The 21155-nt window shown below is 57.7% G+C and carries 19 protein-coding genes; all 19 read left to right on the top strand.

The window, feature by feature from the left end:
• Positions 1 to 8: 8 nt before the first annotated feature.
• Complete coding sequence (locus ACH518_RS18475) at positions 9 to 1298, top strand: aminotransferase class III-fold pyridoxal phosphate-dependent enzyme (RefSeq protein ID WP_445371143.1); 1290 nt, start codon at positions 9 to 11, stop codon at positions 1296 to 1298.
• Complete coding sequence (pseG, locus tag ACH518_RS18470) at positions 1295 to 2821, top strand: UDP-2,4-diacetamido-2,4,6-trideoxy-beta-L-altropyranose hydrolase (protein ID WP_445371142.1); 1527 nt, start codon at positions 1295 to 1297, stop codon at positions 2819 to 2821. The genes ACH518_RS18475 and pseG overlap by 4 nt, the downstream gene beginning before the upstream one ends.
• Before the next feature lie 3 nt (positions 2822 to 2824).
• Positions 2825 to 3868 (top strand): pseudaminic acid synthase, encoded by a 1044-nt coding sequence (gene pseI, locus ACH518_RS18465; RefSeq protein WP_445371141.1) that lies wholly within the window; start codon positions 2825 to 2827, stop codon positions 3866 to 3868.
• 3 nt (positions 3869 to 3871) lie between these two features.
• The gene (locus ACH518_RS18460) at positions 3872 to 4942 is read left to right on the top strand and encodes a FemAB family protein (RefSeq protein ID WP_445371140.1); all 1071 of its coding nucleotides are present in this window, start codon (positions 3872 to 3874) and stop codon (positions 4940 to 4942) included.
• Positions 4943 to 5074: 132 nt separating this feature from the next.
• Positions 5075 to 5971, top strand: coding sequence for a glycosyltransferase family 2 protein (locus tag ACH518_RS18455; protein ID WP_445371139.1), 897 nt, complete (start codon positions 5075 to 5077; stop codon positions 5969 to 5971).
• A gap of 1 nt (position 5972) precedes the next feature.
• Entirely contained in the window at positions 5973 to 6845 is an 873-nt protein-coding gene (locus tag ACH518_RS18450) for a class I SAM-dependent methyltransferase (RefSeq protein ID WP_140911364.1), read from the top strand.
• Between the two features lie 42 nt (positions 6846 to 6887).
• Positions 6888 to 8669 carry an ATP-binding cassette domain-containing protein gene (locus ACH518_RS18445; protein WP_445371138.1) on the top strand — a complete coding sequence of 594 codons (1782 nt, stop codon included), beginning with the start codon at positions 6888 to 6890 and terminating at the stop codon, positions 8667 to 8669.
• Positions 8670 to 8822: 153 nt separating this feature from the next.
• Positions 8823 to 9602, top strand: a complete 780-nt coding sequence (gene rfbF / locus ACH518_RS18440; protein ID WP_445371137.1) for a glucose-1-phosphate cytidylyltransferase — start codon at positions 8823 to 8825, stop codon at positions 9600 to 9602.
• A complete protein-coding gene (rfbG, locus tag ACH518_RS18435) occupies positions 9592 to 10668 on the top strand; it encodes a CDP-glucose 4,6-dehydratase (protein WP_445371136.1) in 1077 nt (358 codons plus the stop codon). The genes rfbF and rfbG overlap by 11 nt, the downstream gene beginning before the upstream one ends.
• Positions 10655 to 11215: a dTDP-4-dehydrorhamnose 3,5-epimerase family protein gene (locus tag ACH518_RS18430; RefSeq protein WP_445371135.1), complete on the top strand. Its 561-nt coding sequence runs from the start codon at positions 10655 to 10657 to the stop codon at positions 11213 to 11215. The genes rfbG and ACH518_RS18430 overlap by 14 nt, the downstream gene beginning before the upstream one ends.
• Complete coding sequence (locus ACH518_RS18425) at positions 11212 to 12438, top strand: methyltransferase domain-containing protein (RefSeq protein WP_445371134.1); 1227 nt, start codon at positions 11212 to 11214, stop codon at positions 12436 to 12438. The genes ACH518_RS18430 and ACH518_RS18425 overlap by 4 nt, the downstream gene beginning before the upstream one ends.
• Positions 12438 to 13346, top strand: coding sequence for an NAD-dependent epimerase/dehydratase family protein (locus ACH518_RS18420; RefSeq protein ID WP_445371133.1), 909 nt, complete (start codon positions 12438 to 12440; stop codon positions 13344 to 13346). Before ACH518_RS18425 ends, ACH518_RS18420 begins: the two co-directional genes overlap by 1 nt.
• On the top strand, positions 13343 to 14128 hold the full coding sequence (locus ACH518_RS18415; protein ID WP_278211303.1) for a cephalosporin hydroxylase family protein: 786 nt from the start codon (positions 13343 to 13345) through the stop codon (positions 14126 to 14128). The genes ACH518_RS18420 and ACH518_RS18415 overlap by 4 nt, the downstream gene beginning before the upstream one ends.
• 15 nt (positions 14129 to 14143) lie before the next feature.
• Positions 14144 to 15229 carry an acyltransferase family protein gene (locus ACH518_RS18410; protein ID WP_445371132.1) on the top strand — a complete coding sequence of 362 codons (1086 nt, stop codon included), beginning with the start codon at positions 14144 to 14146 and terminating at the stop codon, positions 15227 to 15229.
• On the top strand, positions 15229 to 16383 hold the full coding sequence (gene wecB / locus ACH518_RS18405) for a non-hydrolyzing UDP-N-acetylglucosamine 2-epimerase (protein WP_445371131.1): 1155 nt from the start codon (positions 15229 to 15231) through the stop codon (positions 16381 to 16383). The genes ACH518_RS18410 and wecB overlap by 1 nt, the downstream gene beginning before the upstream one ends.
• 12 nt (positions 16384 to 16395) lie before the next feature.
• Positions 16396 to 17646: a glycosyltransferase gene (locus ACH518_RS18400; RefSeq protein WP_445371130.1), complete on the top strand. Its 1251-nt coding sequence runs from the start codon at positions 16396 to 16398 to the stop codon at positions 17644 to 17646.
• Positions 17639 to 18760, top strand: coding sequence for a polysaccharide pyruvyl transferase family protein (locus ACH518_RS18395; protein ID WP_445371129.1), 1122 nt, complete (start codon positions 17639 to 17641; stop codon positions 18758 to 18760). Before ACH518_RS18400 ends, ACH518_RS18395 begins: the two co-directional genes overlap by 8 nt.
• A complete protein-coding gene (locus ACH518_RS18390) occupies positions 18757 to 20157 on the top strand; it encodes a capsular polysaccharide export protein, LipB/KpsS family (RefSeq protein ID WP_445371128.1) in 1401 nt (466 codons plus the stop codon). Before ACH518_RS18395 ends, ACH518_RS18390 begins: the two co-directional genes overlap by 4 nt.
• On the top strand, positions 20154 to 21053 hold the full coding sequence (locus ACH518_RS18385) for a class I SAM-dependent methyltransferase (protein ID WP_140911352.1): 900 nt from the start codon (positions 20154 to 20156) through the stop codon (positions 21051 to 21053). The genes ACH518_RS18390 and ACH518_RS18385 overlap by 4 nt, the downstream gene beginning before the upstream one ends.
• Positions 21054 to 21155 lie beyond the last annotated feature (102 nt).

Here is a 21155-nt window from a genome sequence, read left to right as displayed (position 1 = left end):
TCGTCCTTATGTCCGAACGTTACCGTAACTCCGAAACGCTATTGGAACGTGCGTTAAAAACCATCCCGCTCGGTTCCCAAACTTTTAGCAAAAGCAAAACCCAATACCCGCACGGCGTGTCGCCGTATTTCATCCAACGCGGGCGCGGCAGCCACGTATGGGACGTCGACGGCAACGAGTACGTCGATTTCATCAACAGCTTGGCGGCCGTCACGTTGGGCTACAACGATCCGGACGTCACCGAAGCCGTCAAGGCGCAGTTGGAAGACGGCGTGATATTCAGCTTGTCTCATCCGATAGAAATGCAGGTCGCGGAAAAAATCTGCGAATTGGTGCCTTGCGCGGAACAAGTCAGGTTCGGCAAAAACGGTTCCGACGCCACGGCCGGCGCCATTCGTCTGGCACGCGCCCATACCGGTCGCGATCATGTCGCGGTTTGCGGTTACCACGGCTGGCAGGATTGGTATATCGGTTCCACCTTGCGTAACCGCGGCGTACCGCAAGCAACCCGCGATTTGACGCATGCCTTCATGTATAACGAAATCGCCTCGTTGGACAGTCTGTTCAAGCAATGGCCGGATCAGATCGCTGCGGTGATTCTGGAGCCGATGAATGTGGTCGAGCCGCAGGACGGGTTTTTGGAAAATGTTAAAGAATTAACCCACAAACACGGCGCGGTGTTGGTTTTTGACGAAACCATTACCGGCTTTCGTTACGCCAACGGCGGTGCGCAGGAATATTTCGGGGTGACGCCGGATTTGGCGACCTTCGGCAAAGGTTTGGCCAACGGGTATCCGGTATCCGCCGTCGCCGGGCGGGCGGACTTGATGCAATTGATGGAAGAAGTGTTCTTCTCGTTTACCTTCGGCGGCGAAACCTTGTCGTTGGCGGCGGCATTGGCGACGATGCAGAAATTGCAGCGCGAACCGGTCGTGGCGACGATGCGCCGGCAAGGCGAAAAAATCATCCAGCGCCTGCATGCAGTGATAACTGCGCACGGTGCAGAGCATTTCCTCAGTGTTACTGGCCATCCGGTGTGGAGCTTTTTGCTGATCAAGGATGCCGAACCGTATACGTCTTGGCAATTGAAAACCTTGTTCATGCAGGAAATGTTGGAGCGCGGCATCTTAACCTTCGGTACTCATAATATGAGTTATAGCCACAACGATAGCGATCTGGATCAGTTGTTTTCGGCTTACGATACGGTGATTCCGCTGCTGGTTGCCGCCGTCAAGGAAGGTTCGTTGCCGAAAATGCTGCGTTGCCAGGCGCTGGAACCGCTGTTCAAGGTCAGATGAGTTTGAAAGTCGCGATTCGCGCCGACGCCTCGGTGCAGATGGGCAGCGGCCACGTGATGCGTTGCCTGACTTTGGCCGATGCATTATACGAGCGCGGCGCCGAAGTCGCTTTTATCAGTCGTGAACATCCGGGCAATCTGTTTTCGCTGATCGAGGCTTCCGGCCATCTGTTATTGCGGTTGCCGGAATCGACGTCCGCTCCCGATACCCGGCTTGCCCATGCCGCGTGGTTGGGAACAACGCAAACCGAGGATGCCCAACAAACCGCTGCAGTTTTACGGCAGTTTGGCGCTCCCGATTGGCTGATCGTCGACCATTACGCGATCGACGCGGAATGGGAAGCAACGTTACGGCCGTTGGTCGGGCGCATCATGGTGATCGATGATTTGGCGGACCGGCGGCACGATTGCGACTTGTTGTTGGACCAAAATCTGCAGGACCTAACCGGGAAAACCCGCTACGACGGTTTGCTGCCGTCCACTGCAGTCACGTTGATCGGGCCCAAATATGCGTTGCTGCGTCCCGAATTTAAAGCACTAAGGGATGCTGCGCGGATCAGGTCCGGCGCGGTCAAGCGCGTTTTGGTTTTTTTCGGCGGCGGCGATCCCGGCAACGAAACCGCAAAAGTGTTACTGGCGTTAAAGAGTCTGGCTCGCGAGGAATTGGTCGTCGATGTCGTCGTCGGTAGCGCCAATTCGCATTACCCGCAATTGTTGGGATTATCCGAGCAATTGCCCGCGTGTACCCTATATCGCCAAGTCGGCAATATGGCGGAGTTGATGGCAAATGCCGATCTGGCGGTCGGAGCCGGCGGCGGCGCGATGTGGGAACGTAGTTGTCTGGGCTTGCCGACTATCGTTGTCAGCGTGGCCGCTAACCAGCAACCGGGATGCGAAGCCATGGCCAGGCAGGGTGCGATCCTGTATCTGGGGCAATCCGAGCGGGTAACGACAGAGTTAGTCGCTTCGGCATTATCGGTTGCGGTTAACGCAGTCGGCTTAATAGAGAGTATTGCGCAACGTAGCTTGGAGGTGGCCGATGGTCTCGGGACGAATCGGGTGGTGTCGCATTTGCTTCAGGCCCGGTTAGCATTACGGCCGGCGGAAATTGGCGATTGCGAGCCGATTTATCAATGGCGCAATGCCGAATCGACCCGAAAATATTCTCAGGATGCGCAGGCTATCGACTTCGAGCGGCATCGAAATTGGTTTAGCCAAGTTCTATTGGATCCTGATCGCCGAGTACTGATCGGCGAGATCGACGGCGAGGCGGTGGGCGTGTTGCGTTTCGATCGCGACAGCGAACGCTCGGTGATATCCGTATACCTTGTGCCTGGTCATTACGGCAAAGGCATAGGCGTGCACCTTATCGAAGCCGGCTGTATTTGGGTCGAGAATAATTGGCCTGGGGTGCAAACGGTCGAGGCCATTATAATGGCGAATAATTTGCCTTCCGTATCCGCCTTTTCCAAAGCCGGTTTTCGAAGCAAATCGTACGCTTACGAAAAGAAAATCAGGAATTGATCCATGCATATCGGAAACAGGCCTATCGGGCCTTCCCACCAACCTTTCGTGATTGCCGAAATGTCCGGCAACCATAACCAGTCGCTCGAGCGCGCATTGCAGATCGTCGAAGCGGCGGCGCGTTCCGGTGCGCACGCGCTGAAGATCCAAACCTATACAGCCGATACCATGACGTTGGATTTGGATCAGGGCGAGTTTTTTATTTCGGACGACAAGTCGTTATGGCAGGGTACGTCACTCTATAAACTTTATCAGCAAGCTCACACGCCTTGGGAATGGCATAAGCCCATCTTCGACCGTTGCCGTGAATTGGGGATGATCGGTTTTTCGACACCATTCGATTCGACCTCGGTCGATTTTTTGGAGACGTTGGATGTCCCTTGCTACAAAATCGCCTCGTTCGAAAATATCGATCTGCCGTTGATACGCAAAGTGGCCGCAACCGGCAAGCCGATGATCGTTTCCACCGGCATGGCCAGCGTAGCCGAACTGGACGATACGGTGCGCGCCGCGCGCGCAGCCGGCTGCAACGACATCGTGTTGTTGAAATGCACCAGTTCCTATCCCGCCACGCCCAAGAACACCAACATCCGCACCATTCCGCACCTGCGCGAACTGTTCGGCTGCGAAGTGGGTTTGTCCGACCATACCATGGGTACCGGCGTCGCGGTGGCCAGCGTGGCGTTGGGCGCCAGTGTCATCGAAAAACACTTTACGCTGTGTCGCGCCGACGGCGGCGTCGATAGTGCATTTTCGCTGGAGCCCGCGGAAATGGCGGCATTGGTGGTCGAAACCGAGCGCGCCTGGCAGGCCTTGGGCGAAATCAGCTACGGCGTAACCGACGCCGAAAAAAAATCGCTGCAATTTCGGCGTTCGATTTACATCGCCCGCGACGTCGTTGCCGGCGAAGTTTTGACCAGCGAGAATTTGCGCTGCGTCAGGCCCGGTCTGGGATTGCCGCCCAAGTACTACGAAACCTTGCTGGGGCGCAAGGTCAACCGGGATGTGAAAATGGGGACGCCGATGTCCTGGGATTTGCTCGGCTGAATAATGGCGGAAATCGAACAACCTTGGTTGGATCGTTTACCTTTCGATCTCGATGAAGCTTTGGCGGCGGCGAATTTGCCGGCCCGGCCGTATTCAGAAAATCCAGGCCATTGGTGTAACGCGGCCGTGCGTGCCGAATATCTGCCGGTGGCATATAGCAGGGCCATGATCGACTACCAGTTGGCATATTGGCGCGGCAGCGGACAACCGCTATTCGACCTATCCCTCGTGCTTTACCAGGACAAGCATCCCTGCGGTATCTGGCCGTTGAGCTTTGTCGCCGCCGATGGCGTGCGTCTCGGTAGCAACGGCGATGCGCTGTTGCCGCCGCTGTTCGTTGCCGGGCTGACGCCAAACGTCAGAAAAAAGCTGTTGCAAAGTTGCCTGGATTTCGTCGATACGCTGGCGAGGAAATTTGATATCGGCCAATGGCAGTCGCTGGCTGCATTCGAAAATCAGTCCAGTGTCAGCGAATGGCAGCACTTGGCTTTGTGCCGCGGTGCCACCGTTACCTGCAGCTACGAATTGTTTATCGATTTACATCGTTCCGTTGCCGAGATTAAGTCCGGCTTTCGCAAGAGTTACCGGCCGTTGGTGTCGTTGGGTGCCAAACTGTGGCAGATTGCGGTTCTTGACGGCCGCGACGATCGGGTCTGGGACGAATTCAAAAATCTGCATCGCGAGGTCGCCGGCAGGGTGACGCGCAGCGACGACAGTTGGCGCTTGCAGCACGCAGCCGTCGCGTCCGGCGATGCGTTTCTGGTGTACCTGCGCGACGGCGCGCAACGCATGGTCGGCGGCGGCTTTTTTCAGGTGACCCGCGACGAAGCCGTATACGCGGTGGCTGCCTACGATAGGGCGCTATTCGACAAACCTTTGGGGCATGCCGTGCAATACCGGGCCATAGAAGAAATGAAAAGCCGCGGCGTCCGTTGGTACAAAATCGGCGCCCGGCCCTATCCCGGCGATCAGCCGCCGCCCAGCGAAAAGGAACTGCGGATCGCCGAATTCAAACAGGGATTTGCCTCGCATATTTTCCCGTGCTATCGCTTGACCGCCAGCCTATGCCATTGATTTCTGAGTCCTGGAACCTGTCCTGCGAACAAACAGCCGTCTATCGTCTTTCCGTATGCACTCGATAACATTCAGCCCATTCCCTGACAAAAACAGCGGCCGCAGATTTTCGAGCCGGCAAGGAGCTTGTTGATGGCAAATGTTTCCATTGGCATCGTCTCTTATAACCGGCCGGAGTTGCTGAAACGGGCCATCGAATCGGCGACCTCGCAAACCTACCGCGACGTGGAAATTGTCATTAGCGACAACGGCAGTACCGATCCGCTGGTCAGGCAAATTATCGAAGAATTTGCCGCTAACGACCCGCGCATCAAGTGCCTGTTCCATCCGGTCAACCAAGGGGCGTTTTTTAATTTCCGGGCGGCCTTGAATGCCGCCACCGGCCGTTATTTCATCTGGCTGGCCGACGACGATTATTGGTGCGCGGAGTATTTGGAACATATAGTGGCCACAGCCGAACAAAGCGGGGCGGCTTTGACCTATGGCCGTTGCGAGATAGTCGATGTCGACTTAGCTGGCGATGACCGAGTGGTGAAGGAAATGAAAACGGCATTGGGCAGACTGGCCGCGATGACCAATTTCGTTCGTCTCGACACCGACGCCGTGTTTTACGGCCTGTTTCCTACCGCATTGGGCCGGAAATTGGCCGGGTTGTTGCGCTTTTGGCGGATACCGCCGAAGCTAGCCGCGGCTTGGCCGTTTCTTGAATATAATTTCGTCAGTTACGCCTTTATTTTCGGCCTGTTGAGCTCGGGCGGCTTTTGCAACGCCAGTAGCGAAAATACCGTACATTTCGTCGGCGGCCGATCGCCTTTTCCGCATTCGCCAAGTTTGGGTTGGCGCCATCTGCTGCTGTTTCTAATGTACGTCTCGGTTCACCTGCAAATGGAGAGCCGGTTTGCCTATGCCGCGTATGCGGCCGCCAGTTGGCCGGGTGTGATGTTCTCGCCGGTTGCGGTGGGTTATTTGTTTTGCCGCCGGCTCGGCATGATTTTGAGTCAAAGATTAAACACACTGAGAAAGGTCTGAAATGAGCGTAAAAACCAAATTCAAGGATTGGCTGTATACAAACTATCCGGGGTCGAAGCAAAAAGTGGAAAACTTTTTTGCCGATGCACCACTCTTGCGGAGATTGTTGCGCGTCGGCTTTACCCCGACTTTTCAGGGTTGGGGTATGTCGACCTTTACCCATACGCCGTGGGGCAGTGCGACCGATCTGGGCGACATAGAACAGGCTTTCAACGAAACCTGCGGCCAGTTAACCGAACTGGTTAAAAACGACGGATTCAAACTGACCCAATTCAAGCCGGCCGAACGGTTGAGCATGTTGAATTCGTTGATGTGGCGGCATTACATCGTCTTCTGGAGCGCCACTTTTGCCGCCAAATACGCGCCGCGCGGGACGCATAATTTTGTCGAATGCGGAGTTTGCGACGGTCTGACTTCATTTTTTGCATTGAGTGCCGCATCCGGCTGCGGTAACGATTGGGGCGCTTATTTGTACGATGCTTGGGAGGCGATGCGCGGGGATTTGCTGTTGGATAGCGAGAAAGCCAATCAGGGGGAATACGGCTACCTGAATGTCGATGTGACTCGGGCCAATCTGGCCAAGTTTGGCGATAGGGTTCGCTTCAACAAGGGTTATATCCCCGAATCGTTTGCCCAATCGGAAAATCCCGAGGCGATTGTGTGGATACATATCGATTTGAATTCCGCGACGCCGACCATTGCCGCGCTCGACTTTTTTTGGCCGCGCATGGTTTCGGGCGGGGTGGTGTTGTTCGACGATTATGCCTGGGCCGGTTACGAAGATACCCGCAATTTAATCCTGCAATGGTTGAAAGGCAAGGAAGGCACGCTGCTGCCGTTGCCTACCGGGCAAGCGTTGATCTTTAAACGCTAATCGCGGAAGCGAGCCGATGGGCTGTCGTTTTAAGGAGCAAAAATGCGCTTTTTGATGCTGGTTTTCAGAATCATTCCGGAAGATTGGCATCGGCGGTTTTTTGGCCTAGTCGCGTTGTATCTGTTGTTGGGCGTGTTCGAGATGCTTGGCGTAGCCTCGATCATGCCGTTCGTCGCCTTGTTGTCCGATCCTGCGGCACTGACCAAGTCCTCGACCGGCCAGTTGTTCGCGCTGGTCAGTCCCGTACCGTTGGAGCAGATACCGGTACACGTGGTGGGTCTGGTCGTACTGTTTTTGTTCGTGTTCGGCAATCTGCTCGGCCTGGCGTCGATGTGGTTGTCGATCCGGTTTTCGGCGCAGTTGGGTGTCAGATTGGCCGGCGAATTATCGCTGAGCTTTTTCGCCAGGGGCTTGCCGTTTTTGCGGTCGCAGAACCCTACGATTCATGCCAATTACGTGGTCAGAGAAATCGATCGGGCTGTCTCGGGCGGCATTCTGCAGTTGTGCCTAATCGTCAGTAAAACCTTTCAGGTAGCCTTGGTCGTTGTGCTGCTGGCTTTGGTTTCGCCTTTGTTTTCCGCGGTTTTCGGGTTGGCGGCGATCATCATGTACTCGTTGTTCTTTCGCGTGTTGCGAAAGAAAATGGCTGGAGCCGGCGAGGCGATTTTGCACGCTACCGGAAATGCCACCCGCGCGGCCACCGATCTGTTCGCTTCCGCCAAGGAGGTGTTGGTGCGCGGCAATCTGAACTACTTTGTTGACGGCGTGTGCGGCTGGTTGGATGAGTACCATCATGCCGATCAGGTTTCCAGGGTGTATCCGATGGTCCCCAAATACCTGATAGAACTGCTGGCGTTTTCGATGTTGCTGTCCTTGCCGATCTACCGTTCCTGGAGCGGCGGCGAATATCGTTCGCTGGTACCGTTCATCGCCTTGTTCGCTTACGCCGGCTATCGCCTGCTGCCGAATTTGCAGCAGGTTTACGCCAGTCTGAGTATTCTGAAATTCAATGCCGCTGCGGTCGAATATCTCGGCCAATGTCTGGCGGAAGCCAGGGCGCGGACGGCGGGAGTTACCAGGATAGAGCACTTCGGCCGGGGCATCGTCTTCGAAAATGTGGCCTATACCTATCCGGGCAGCGATAGCCCGGCGCTTGCCGGCGTGTCGTTGCAAATCGCTGTTGGCGAAAAGGTGGCGATTGTCGGTGTTTCCGGGAGCGGCAAAACCACCATGCTCGATTTGATCCTGGGTTTGGTGCCGGCTGCAAGCGGAACGATCGCGATCGACGGGATCGAACTTGCCGATCAACGATTGTCATGGGCGACCGAATTGGTCGGCTACGCGCCGCAAGCGCCGCTGATCTTGGGTGCCTCGGTTGCCGAGAATATCGCGTTCGGCATTCCGGCCGATGCCATCGATCTACGGCGCTGCCGTGAGGTCGCCGATTTTGCATTGGCCGGCGACGTGGTCGGCAATTTGCCGCGCGGTATGGCTACGGTCCTGGGCGGAGACGGCGTGGCGCTTTCCGGCGGCGAAGCCCAGCGTATATCGATCGCCCGTGCGTTGTACCACGACCCGCAAATCGTTGTGCTCGACGAGCCGTCCAGCGCCTTGGACCCGGTATTGTCGGCTCGCCTGTTCGAAAAATTGTGCGCCACCGATTTTCAGAAAACAGTGGTCGCGGTGACTCATAACTGGGACGTTCTGCCTGGGTTCGACAAGATTGTCTTGATGGACGCCGGCCGCTTGGCCGCGATCGGCAGCTATGCCGAGGTGGCGCCGCTGGTCGAGGAACTGCGCAAGCGCGAGCCGGCCGAAGGTTGACCGACCTGGGAATCCACAAATTTCGCAGGTGAAAGCCGGCGGCCTATCGTGTATCATCCACCGTTTTTTCTTTAGCTCGCTCGCGTTGAAAAATAAAATGGTGCGTCCGTTACAGCCCCGCCGATTGGCTGCCGACCTTTTTAAAGTTGATTCATGAAAGCAGTCATTCTGGCCGGCGGGCTCGGTACCCGCATCAGCGAAGAAACCGTTTCCCGCCCCAAACCGATGATCGAAATCGGCGGCAAGCCGATTCTGTGGCACATCATGAAGATATACTCCGCGCATGGCATTAACGAGTTTATCGTGTGCTGCGGTTACAAGGGATATGTCATCAAGGAGTATTTCGCCAATTATTTTCTGCATATGTCGGATGTCACCTTCGACATGCAAAAAAACCAAATGGAAGTCCACCATCGCTACGCCGAACCTTGGCGGGTGACGCTGGTCGACACCGGCGACGACACCATGACCGGCGGCCGCTTGAAACGGGTCGCCGCCTATCTGCAAAACGAAACGGCATTTTGTTTCACCTACGGCGACGGCGTGGCCGATGTCGATATTTCCGCTGCGATTCGTTTTCATCAAGACCACGGCAAGTTGGCCACCGTCACCGCGGTCCAGCCTGCCGGGCGCTACGGCGCCTTGGATTTGGCCGGAACCCGGGTCAAAGGCTTCATGGAAAAACCGAAAGGCGACGGCGGCTGGATCAACGGCGGTTTCTTCGTGTTATCTCCCGAGTGCGTGACGTACATCGACGGCGATGCAACCCATTGGGAAGCCGAGCCATTGACCCGTTTGGCGCAGCAAAGCCAACTGATGGCGTTCGAACACGCCGGCTTTTGGCAACCGATGGATACGCTACGCGACAAGAATCAGCTTGAGGAGTTGTGGCAATCCGGGGCCGCACCGTGGAAGGTTTGGCATGAATCCTGAATTCTGGCAAGGCAAACGGGTGTTCGTCACCGGCCATACCGGTTTCAAAGGTTCCTGGTTGACGATGCTGTTGCATTCGTTGGGGGCGACGGTTTACGGCTATGCCTTGCCTCCGGCCACTGCACCGGCGCTGTTTGTCGAGGCCGGCGTGGAATCGCTGCTCGCCGCGCATGTATTGGGGGATATTCGCGATCTACCTGCTTTGGCGACCGCGCTGGATCAGGCCCGGCCCGATATCGTGTTGCATCTGGCGGCCCAACCCTTGGTACGCTATTCCTATCGCGAGCCGGTCGAGACTTTTCAGATTAACGTGCTGGGAACGGTAAATTTACTGGAGGCGGTGCGCCGGCAAAGCTCGGTCCGCGCCGTTGTCAACGTGACCACCGACAAGTGTTACGAAAATCGCGAGTGGCTGTGGCCCTACCGCGAGAACGAAGCCATGGGCGGCCGCGATCCTTACTCGGCCAGCAAAGGCTGCGCGGAATTGGTGACGACCGCTTACCGGGCGTCGTTTCTGGCGCAGGCCGGTGTGCATTTGGCGTCGGCCCGTGCCGGCAACGTGATCGGTGGCGGCGATTGGGCGGAAGACCGTTTGCTTCCGGACGCGCTGCGTGCATTGGACCGCGGCGAAGAATTGGTGATTCGGGCACCGAATGCGACGCGGCCCTGGCAACATGTGTTGGAACCGCTATCCGGTTATTTGGCGTTGGCCGAGCATTTATTCGAGCATGGCGAGGCGTTCGCCGAGGGCTGGAATTTCGGACCGCACGAACAGGACGCCAAGCCTGTGGCCTGGGTGCTGGGCGAATTGGCGAAGCGCTTCCCGACTCTGAATTGGCGCTCAGAACCCAGCGATCTGCACGAAGCGCATTTTCTGAGCCTGGACAGCAGCAAAGCCCGGCAGCGTTTGGCTTGGCAACCGCGCTGGCGTTTGCAGATTGCCATCGAAAGAACTGCCGCCTGGCACCGAGCTTGGCGCAACGGCGAGGACATGGCCGAGTTCAGCGCCGGACAAATTCGGGACTACCGGCAAGCGCCGCATGGAGACGGTCTTGGCGCAATTTGAAGTCGTCGCGACGCCTTTAGCCGGATTGAAATTGATTCGGCGGCGCTGTTCGGAAGATAGCCGAGGTTATTTTTCCCGGTTTTTCTGCGCGGACGAATTAAACGCTGCCGGCTTTTCGGAACCGATCGCTCAGATCAACCAAACGCTGACTCGCCGCCGCGGTACGGTCAGGGGCCTGCATTTCCAATATCCGCCCCACGCCGAGACCAAACTGGTCAGTTGCCTTCGCGGGCGGATATTCGATGTTGCGGTCGATTTGCGCAGCGGTTCGTCGACCTTTCTACACTGGTACGGCGTGGAGTTGTCAGCTAACAACCGCGAGTCGCTGCTGATTCCGCAAGGTTTCGCCCACGGTTTCCAGACTTTGGAGGAGGACTGCGAATTGTTGTATTTGCATAGCGCCGCCTATGCGCCGAGTGCGGAAGGCGCGTTGCATGCGTTGGAGCCGAGAGTGGCTATCGACTGGCCGTTGGCGATTGCCGAAATGTCCGAGCGCGACCGGCAACACTCAAACCTACCATCCGATTTTCAAGGTATCGAGCTATGAAATGCCGTCATTGCGGTTCCGAACTCTCTCTGCCGCTGATCGACCTCGGCAGCGCGCCGCCTTCGAACTCCTATCTGACCGCCGAAACCTTGCATGCCCCGGAACGCTGGTACCCGCTGCGGGTACTGGTCTGCCAACAATGCTGGTTGGTACAGACCGAGGACTATGCCCATTGCGCCGAATTTTTTTCGGCCGATTACGCCTATTTCAGTTCGTTCTCGTCGACCTGGCTGCAACACGCCGAAAACTATGTCGCGGCGATGGCCCGGCGTTTCGGTCTGGATGCCGGATCGTTGGTGGTGGAAGTAGCCTCGAACGATGGTTATTTGTTGCAATATGTGCAGGCACGCGGCATCGGCGCCCTGGGTATCGAACCAACCGCAAGCACCGCCCAAGCTGCCCGCGATAAGGGCTTGCGAATAGTAGAGGAGTTTTTCGGTGCGCAACTGGCCGAACGGTTGGTCGCCGAAGGCGTCCGGGCCGATTTGATGGCCGCGAACAATGTGCTGGCGCATGTCCCCGACATTAACGATTTCGTCCGCGGCTTCGCGGTGTTGCTGAAGCCGGCCGGGGTTGCGACCTTCGAGTTTCCGCACTTGCTAAATCTGATCGAAAGCAACCAGTTCGATACGATTTACCATGAGCATTTTTCCTACCTGTCGCTGACCGCCGTGCAAAGGATATTCGCGGAAAACGGTTTGACGGTATTCGATGTCGAGGAATTACCGACCCATGGCGGCAGTTTGCGGGTGTTTGCCCAGCGCACTGCAGTTGGCGCGCAGCCGGTCGAGCCTACCGTTGCCGAACTGTTGCGGCGCGAAGTCCAGGCCGGCATGGCTGGAGTGGCTTTTTACGCCGGATTCCAGAAGCGGGCCGATGCGTTGAAGAACGATCTGCTAAGCTTTTTGCTGGACGCGGCCCGCAACGGCAAGAAAGTTGCGGCATATGGTGCCGCGGCCAAAGGCAATACCCTGCTCAATTACGCCGGAGTGCGGCCGGATCTGATCGCCTATGTCGTCGATCGAAATCCGGCCAAGCAAGGCAAATGGCTGCCCGGCAGCCGGATTCCGGTTGTGGACGAGCAGCATTTGCAACGCGACAAGCCCGATTATGTGCTGATATTGCCGTGGAATTTGCAGCGCGAAGTGGTTGCACAACTCGATTACCTGCGGGATTGGGGCGGCCGCTTCGCTATTGCCGTACCGGAGTTAACGGTCCTCTAATGCGAATCGCGGTTACCGGGGCCGACGGCTTCATCGGCCGTTATCTGTTGCCGATCTTGCTGGCGCAGGGCCATCAGGTGGCTGCCGTTTCCAGGCGTTCCGATCATGCGCCGCAGCCCGGCCTGACCTGGTTACCGGCCGATTTGTTGGATGTCGGCCAAGCCAGGCAGGCGATGGCTCAAGCCGAAGCCGAGTGCTTGATTCATTTGGCCTGGTTCGTCGAGCACGGCCGGTTCTGGACCGCAGCCGAAAATTTTGCCTGGTGCGATGCCACGGCGAATTTGCTGGCGGCATTTAAAGAATTTGGCGGCAAGCGGGCGGTGATTGCCGGGACCTGCGCCGAGTACGACTGGAATTACGGCTATTGCGTCGAAGGCAAAACGCCAACTGCGCCGGTAACGCTGTACGGCAAGTGTAAGGATGCCACCCGGCAATTTACCGAAGGTTTTTGCCGCGACAACGGCATTGACTGGGTGTGGGGGCGGATTTTTACGCCGTACGGGCCGGGCGAACCGACGGCGCGATTCGTGCCGTCGGTGCTCTCGGCCATGGCCCGGGGCGAAGTTTTGAAGTGCAGCCACGGCCGGCAGTTTCGCGATTTTCTGCACGCCAGCGATGTCGCATCGGCTTTCGCCCATTTGGCGGCAAATACTTCGGCGGCCGGCGTGTTTAACGTCGCGTCGGGCGAACCGATGCGGCTGGCGGATATCGTGGCGATCTGCGCCGGTTTGTTCCAAACCGTGCCGGCGGTCGAATTCGGCGCCGTGCCGGTGGCCGAATACGATCCGCTGCTGCTGGTCGGCTGCGCGGATAAACTGGTTGCAACCGGTTGGGCCGCACGAATATCGATCCGCGACGGCCTTGCCGATTACCGAATTAAAATTAACGAATTGAAGGGGAGTGAATGATGGATCCGGTAACACAGTTTGCGCATGAAAGAGAGTCTATCCGCCAGGCTTTCGCGGCAAACAAAGAGGGCGAACAGCTGACTCGCGCCTGGATGAATTTCGCTCAAGCCGGCAAATACTCTTACCAGTTCGATTGGATGGGACGGCCGATCATTCAATACCCGCAGGACATCGTGGCGATGCAGGAGCTGATTTGGTCGGTCAAGCCCGACCTGATCGTCGAGACCGGTATCGCTCACGGCGGATCCTTGATTTTCAGCGCATCGATGCTGGCGTTGCTGGACATGGCCGAAGCGATCGAAGCCGGCGAGCAGACGCTGAATCTGCGCGATTTCCGCCGCAAAGTGATCGGCATCGATATCGATATTCGCGCCCATAACCGGGCGGCGATCGAAGCCCACCCGATGAGCTCGCGGATCGAAATGATCCAGGGCTCCAGCATCGCGCCGGAAACCGTGGCCGAGGTCAAAGCTCGCGCGGAGGGTTCGCAGCGGATTCTGGTGTGCCTCGATTCCAACCACACCCACGAGCACGTGCTGGCCGAGCTGGAAGCCTACGCGCCGCTGACGACGGTAGGCAGTTACTGCGTGGTGTTCGATACCATGGTCGAAGACATGCCGGCCGATCTGTTCCCTGATCGTCCTTGGGGGCCGGGCGACAATCCGAAAACCGCGGTCAGACAATATTTGCAGTCGCATCCCGAATTTGAGATCGACAAAGGCCTGGACCATAAACTGCAGATTTCGGTGGCCCCGGACGGCTTTTTGAAACGCCTACGCTAAGCGCCGGCCTTGCCGATGCTCCGTTTTCCTGGTCTTTCTGTGCCGATTGCCCACGGTGTTGCCGCCAATGCCGGTTTTGCCGGCGCTCCGGCTGCCGTGGCGCAACGCGGCGAACGTATTGCAACGCTGGATTTTTTTCGCGGCATCGCCATTTTGATGGTGATTTGCGGCCATTTTCTGCCGCAGCGCTTGGTCTTCGGAGATTTGGCGGCATCGTTTGCCACCATGGGCAGGGGCGGCGTGATTGTGTTTTTTTTGCTCAGCGGATACTTGATATTCAAAAGTTTGCAGAACTGCAATATCGGCCCCTTTCTATGCCGGAGGTTTTTCAAAATTTTTCCGGCGTATTGGTTGAACCTGCTGGTGTTGTTCATTGCCGGCCAACTGGGTTTCGGTTTGGCAAGTCACTCCAATGCGACCTACCTGGCGAATTTTACGATGCTGTCCGACCTGTTCAGGTTACCCAATGTCAGCAACGTATATTGGACCCTGTTGATCGAAGTGAAGTTTTACGTGTTTATCGCTTTGTATTCCCATTTCTTAAGGAATCGTTTCGTTTTGGCGGTACCGGTATTGTTTACTCTGGCTAATGCTGCGATGTTTTTGCTTAGGGGCCAGGCCAGCCAGTTATTGACGTATTTTCCGGTTTTCTTTGTCGGTATTCAGGTGTTTTTGGCGGAGAAATCCGATTGGGCAGGGGGAAGCCTGTTAAGGTTGGCTTTGATCGCCTTGTTGGCTGGACTTAACGTTGCCTTGTTCGACGGCATCTATCCGCTCTGGTCGATGGCCTATATTCTCGGCGGCGCTGCGGCGATGGCTGGACTGTTGCAATCCGGATTCTCGATGGCTTTGCTGGCGTTTTTCGGCAAGGTTTCCTATAGCAATTACTTGTACCACACGCTGGTCGGATACTCGTTGCTCGATTGGATCGGCCGCCAGCAGACCTTCGCCGGCAATCTGATAGCTATTGTGGGCGCGGCAATGCTGTCGACCTGGGTGGCTTATCTGAGCTACATATTGGTCGAGTTGCCGGCGGTACGGTTTTGCAAAACCCATGAGCCACGGTTTCAGGGGCGGCTCTCCAGGGTTTGGACACGGTAATGGCAGCGGGAAAAACGGTTTTGGTGGTTTTGGGTACCCGACCGGAGGCGATCAAGCTATCGCCTTTGGTTTTGGCCGGCAAAAACCGGAGCCAATTCGATTTTCTGGTGTGCAACACCGGCCAGCATCGGCAGATGTCGGATCAGGTGTTGGAGTTGTTCGGCTTGCATGCCGATTTCGATTTGGACATCATGCGTGCCGAACAAACCCTGACCGGTATCACCGTCGATATCCTGACGCGGATGCAGGATTGTCTGGACCGCTGCCGGCCGGATTGGGTCGTGGTGCAGGGTGATACCACGACCAGTTTTGCCGCGGCACTCGCGGCTTTTTACCGGAAGGTGCCGGTAGCCCATGTAGAAGCCGGCTTACGCACCGGCAATATCTACGCGCCGTGGCCGGAGGAGATGAATCGGCGGTTGGTATCCGAATTGGCGATGCTGCATTTTCCGCCGACCCGGTCTGCCGCGGAAAACCTGCTGGCCGAAGGGATTCCGCCGGACAGAATGTTGGTGACCGGAAATACCGGCATCGACGCTTTGAAAGGCCTGGTCAAGCGCTTGACGGACGACGCGATGTTGCGGGACAGGGCGGCGAAATTATTGAACGCGGCCGGTTTGAAAGCCGTGAGCTTGTCTGAGCGCCGGCCTTACGTACTGGTCACCTGCCACCGGCGGGAGAGTTTCGGCGCCGGCCTGGAGGCCATCTGCTCGGCGATAGTGCTGCTTGCCGGCCGTTTTCCCGGTTACGATTTTATTTACCCGGTGCACCCGAACCCACGGGTCAGGGAAACGGTAAACAGGCTGCTGGGAAGCGGTATCGCCAACGTTCAATTGATCGAGCCTTTGGAATATTTGCCGTTCGTCAGCCTGATGGCGGAAGCCGAACTGATTTTGACCGATTCCGGCGGCGTGCAGGAAGAGGCGCCGAGTCTGGGTAAACGCGTCGTGGTGTTGCGAGACGAGACCGAGCGGACCGAGGGCCTCGACACCGGTTTGATTCGCTTGGCCGGAACCGATCCCGATAAAATAACCGCTTCTACGATAGACGCCTTGGAAGGCCGTTGGCCGCTGGCGGATAGCGCCGATGTTTACGGCGACGGACTGGCGTCGGAACGGATTATCGATGCCATCGCCGCCCATTCCCCGGTTTGACCTCGCCTTACTATGAAACTACTTGCCGTATCCTACGTGCTGCCGCCCAATCTCTATTCGCAGGCCATCCAAATCGGCCGTCTGCTTTACCATGCCCGGCTGCCGATAGCCGCCGTCACGGGGCAGGTGGAGGCCTTGGCGAACGGGCTGGATGCGTATCCCGATTTCGACAGCCGCTTACTGTTTAGATTGCCGGTGGCGTACCGTGCGCCCTTATCCGGCCTGTGGCATCGAATTGCGGCGAATCTGCTGCCCTTTTACGCGCGGGCCCCCGACGAATTCCTGGGCTGGGTGCCGCTGGCCGAGCGTGCCGTGGTCGAGCGTTTGGCGCAGGGCGATTTTGCGGCGGACGCATTGCTGAGCTTCGGCGAGCCGATGTCGGACCATCTGCTCGGCCTGCGTTTGAAACGCCGCTACGGTTTGCCGTGGGTGGCGCATTTCAGCGATCCCTGGGCGGATAACCCGTTCCGGCGCCGGTTTTTCCTGGCGAACATCCGTAACCGCCAATTGGAACGCGAAGTGGTTGCCGCCGCCGACCGCATCATTTTTACCTCGCAGGAAACCGTGGATTTGGTGATGGCCAAGTATCCCGCGGCGTGGCGGGAGAAGGCCCGGGTCCTGCCGCACGGTTTCGAGCCCGACGCTTACGGCGACTCGCCACGCGATCCGGATGCGCCGCTGTTGATCCGTTATTTGGGGAATTTCTACGGCCACCGGTCGCCGCAGCCGTTGTTCGAGGCTTTGGCGGCCATTCTGCGCGAGCGGCCGGACGAACTGTGCGGCGTCCGCATCGAATTGGTCGGCGGAGTGCCGCCCAGGATGCTGAAATCGGCGGCCTACCGGTCCTTGCCGGACGGATTGGTCACCGTGGTGCCTACCGTCGATTATTCGGCCTCGCTGGCATTGATGAAGCAAGCCGATTTGTTATTGGTGATCGATGCGCCGGACGACCTAAGCGTGTTTCTGCCCGGGAAGCTGGTCGATTATTTGGGCGCCGGCGTGCCGATTTTCGGCATCGTACCACCCGGCGCATCGGCGCAGTTAATTGCCAAGCTCGGCGGCGTCGTCGCCAATCCGCGCCGACCGGCCGAAATCGCCGAGTCTCTGCAGCAGGTTTTGCACACTATTCGCGAGCGCAGGGCGGCGGGAATTACGTCGGCCTGGGGTGATCCGCAAGTGCGCGCGGCTTACAGCGCCGATGCGGTGGCGGAACGGTTCCGTTCTATTCTCGGCGAACTGGCCGGCAGCGCTGCGGATGGGTAAGGTTTTTCTCTACGGCTATTACGGCTTCGGCAACGTCGGCGACGATTTGCTGCTGGCGGCGATTTTGCGGCGCTTGCGCTCGGCCGCGCCGGATTCGGGTTTTGTCGTGCGCAGCCTGCATCCGGTAGCCGACTTGCAAAGCGAAAACGTCGAATTCAGCTGCCAGGAGCGGATTCTGTTGCAGCCGAATCTGCCGAAGTGGCGGCGTCTGCTCGACTATCTGGCGGTCAATTGGCGGTCGCTGGCCGGTTGCCGGGCCATGGTTTTCGGTGGCGGTACGCTGTTTCACGCCCGCGGCGGCGCGTTGACCAATCTGGTGTTGATTTTCCTGGCCGTCGTTCAAGCCCGGCTCAGAGGCGCCCGAGTGTTTGTGCTGGGGGCCGGCGTCGCCGAAATGCCCGGCATTTCGGCCAGATTGTTAATGGCGGCGATCCTGGCGCTGAGCGATGATTTTGCCGTGCGCGACGCCTCGTCGTGGCGCCATTGCCGGCAGGTGATCGGCGGCAATCGCGTCAGGCGTACGGCTGATCTGGTGTTCTCATTGCAGTTGCCGACGGTGCCGACAACCTCGGCCGGCAAAACTGTCGGCGTCACGTTGGCGGCCAGCGATATCGGCGCTGCGACCGACGCGTATCCGCAGTTTTTTGCCGCACTTGCCGCGGATTTGGCGGAATTACGCGACAATGGTTGGTCGATCCGGCTGTTGTCGTTTCAAGAGCTGGACGGTCCGCAGGCCGGCGTGTCCGATACCAAGTTGCTGCAGGCCGTCGGCATCGCCGGCGAGCGCGTCGAACTGCTCAGGGTTTCGTCGGACCCGGATGCATTGTGCCGGCAATTCGCCGAACTCGATATCGTTGTCGGGATGCGGTTTCACGGTCTGGTCATGGCGGCTTTGCTGGGCCTGCCGTTTGTCGGGATTGGCCGCGACAGCAAGCTGTCGGATTTTTGCCTGGATGCCGGTATGCCGTTCCTTTCGCTTTCCGAGGCGCGGACCGGGGTGATCGCCGAAACGATAGAGGGAGCAGCCGGCCGAATGGTCGATGGCGCCAATCTTGCCTCCTGGCAAGCCTTGTCTGCGGAAAATTTCGGCCCAATCGAGGAATATCTGAAATGAGGGTGATTTTGCACGGGTTCGGCTCGTTCCCTATTCTGTTTTACCACGTGATCGAATATGCCAGACGCCGCTATCCGGAAGTGGAATGGGCGATGATCTTGTCGTCGCCGCACCACGAGGCCTTGATGGTGTCGCTGCTCGGCCGGGACAACGTGTTCGTGTTGAACGCCAACGACGCTACCTGCACTGCGGAGGAAAAAAATTGGCTGTATCCGGGCAGCCTGCACCGCGATATCGACAGCGAAAAACGCAATTTCAAATTCGCCCGCTCGCAGCTCCAATTGCAACGGGCGATGAACCTGTACCGCGGTGCCAGACGGTTCATGGCGCGCTTCGCGCCGAGCCATGCTTTGGTGTCTCAGGTGGAAGGTCTGGACGGCAAGGTGTTTCTGGCGTGCGCCAAACAGATGGGCATACCGGTCGTCGTGCCGACCCATTGCCGCAATTTGGGCGGAATATTTTTTTCGCCGGACGATAGTGAATCCTTGCCGCCATATGCGAATGCGGGCGATTCGACTGCCAGGCAGTCCGGCGAATGGTTTCTCCGAGAGTTCCGGGAAGCGCCAAAAGCGCCGGCGGTCGGCCAGGCTGTAGCGGAAGACAAGATTCTGCCAACGTTCCAAAAGCCATTGTTGCAGCGTGTGGGCTTGGCGTTACAACGCCGGTTCGACGCCAGGGAAAGCTTCGAATGGGATTACCTGCGTGCGGCGTTTTTGAATAACCTGCCTTGGCTGCGGGACGCTATTTGGAATTTGCGGCGCTGGAAAAACCAACGGCTATGCGACATTACCGGTTTGGAACAGCTCCCGGACAAATTCGTGTTTTATCCGTTGCAGTATTCGCCCGAGTCTTCGATCAATACCCCGGCACCGTATTTCGTCGATCAGATGCGGGCAATCGATGCGATTCGACATGCGCTGCCCAGCGACGTGGTTTTAGTGATCAAAGAACACCCGGCCTGCATACTGCTGCGAAGCGGCAGTTTCGTCCGCGAGTTGCTGCATAAATCCGGTGTCGTGGTGGCCCATTACGCGATGCCGTCGGCGGAAATCGTAAAACGGGCGCGGATCACGATCTCAGTGACCGGCACCGCCACCTTCGAAGCCTATCTGCTGGGCCGGCCGTCGATTACCTTGGGCAACGCCTTTTTTTCCGAGGCTTTGGGCGGCGTCTGCAATCTCCGCGATTTACGCGCCAAAATTGCCGAGAAATTGGATGGCAAAGTCGACGACGCCGAGATTATCGATTTTCTGGCCCGCGTGTTTTCGGTACGCAAGGACATCGTGTTCGGTTCGCCGGGCATGGCCGGCGAACCGGTGTTACGCGAGGGCAATGTAACTGCGTTTGCCGAGGGCTTCATCCAACATTGCCGTGCTATCGACGGAGTGGGCAAATGAATACGGTGCCGCAACAAGCCCATGTCTGCCCGATTTGCGCTGCCGAGCAGTCCAGGCCGATACCGTTCCGCGACCCCGATTCCGGGCTGCGGGTGTTGAAAACCGCCGGTTACCATTGGCGTTTATGCGGCACTTGCGGCAATGCCTTCCCGACGCAGACGGTGTCGTTGGCGGAACTGCAGCAATATTGGGATCGCAACCGGGTAATCGATGATACGCCTGCCGCCGAGGCCGAGGCTGTCTGGCAAGGCCGTTGGCAGGCCAGCCAAGTTTGGGCGCAGCGGACTTACGACTTTGTCGCGCCGTTTTTACGGCCGGATATGCAACATTTTCTCGATGTCGCTTGCGGGCTGGGCGCAACCGTCGCCCTGTTCCGCGATAAGGGTTGGCAGGCGGAAGGGGTCGATGCCGACCCGAACACGCGGCAATTCCACGAAAAAGCCGGAGTGTCGGTGACGATAGGGCAGGTGGAGAATTTGCAGCCGGGAGCTGCTTTCGATGTGGTTTCGATCGCGCATGCGATTTATTTCGTCAGCCGGCCGCGGCAGTTCGTGCAGCAGGTCGCGGCGATGCTGAAGCCCGACGGCCTGTTCGTCGTTATCGTCAGCGATTTGTTGTCGTCGTTTAGCGACAGTTGTCCGGGTTATGCGCACACCTGGTATCCGAGCGCCGATGCGCTGGTCTATCTGCTGGAGCAGGAAGGTTTCGTCGTGATTGCCCGCCGCCGATTGAAAGGCTCGATCATGATTTTGGCAAAACCCGGCCAAACCGTTGCGCCGCGGGCGTTTCCGCGCCGCGACTACTGGTTGCACATGAGCCAGGCCTGGCGCTTTAAATTGTTGGGTCGGCCTTACCGCTGCCTGGTAAACGGTTTAAAAAAACTGTTGCGGAAATAGTTTGGATTGCTTATGCGTAACGGCACTTCAGGCATCCGGCCAGAGGCCGGAAACGGCAAATTTGGGGTGCGGCTTGTCCGCACCGTTTTGAGAATAGGGGAG

The sequence above is a fragment of the Methylomonas sp. HW2-6 genome (assembly GCF_052474525.1).
Note: the sequence above shows the minus strand (reverse complement) of the source record. Positions and strands in the feature narration are given on the sequence as shown.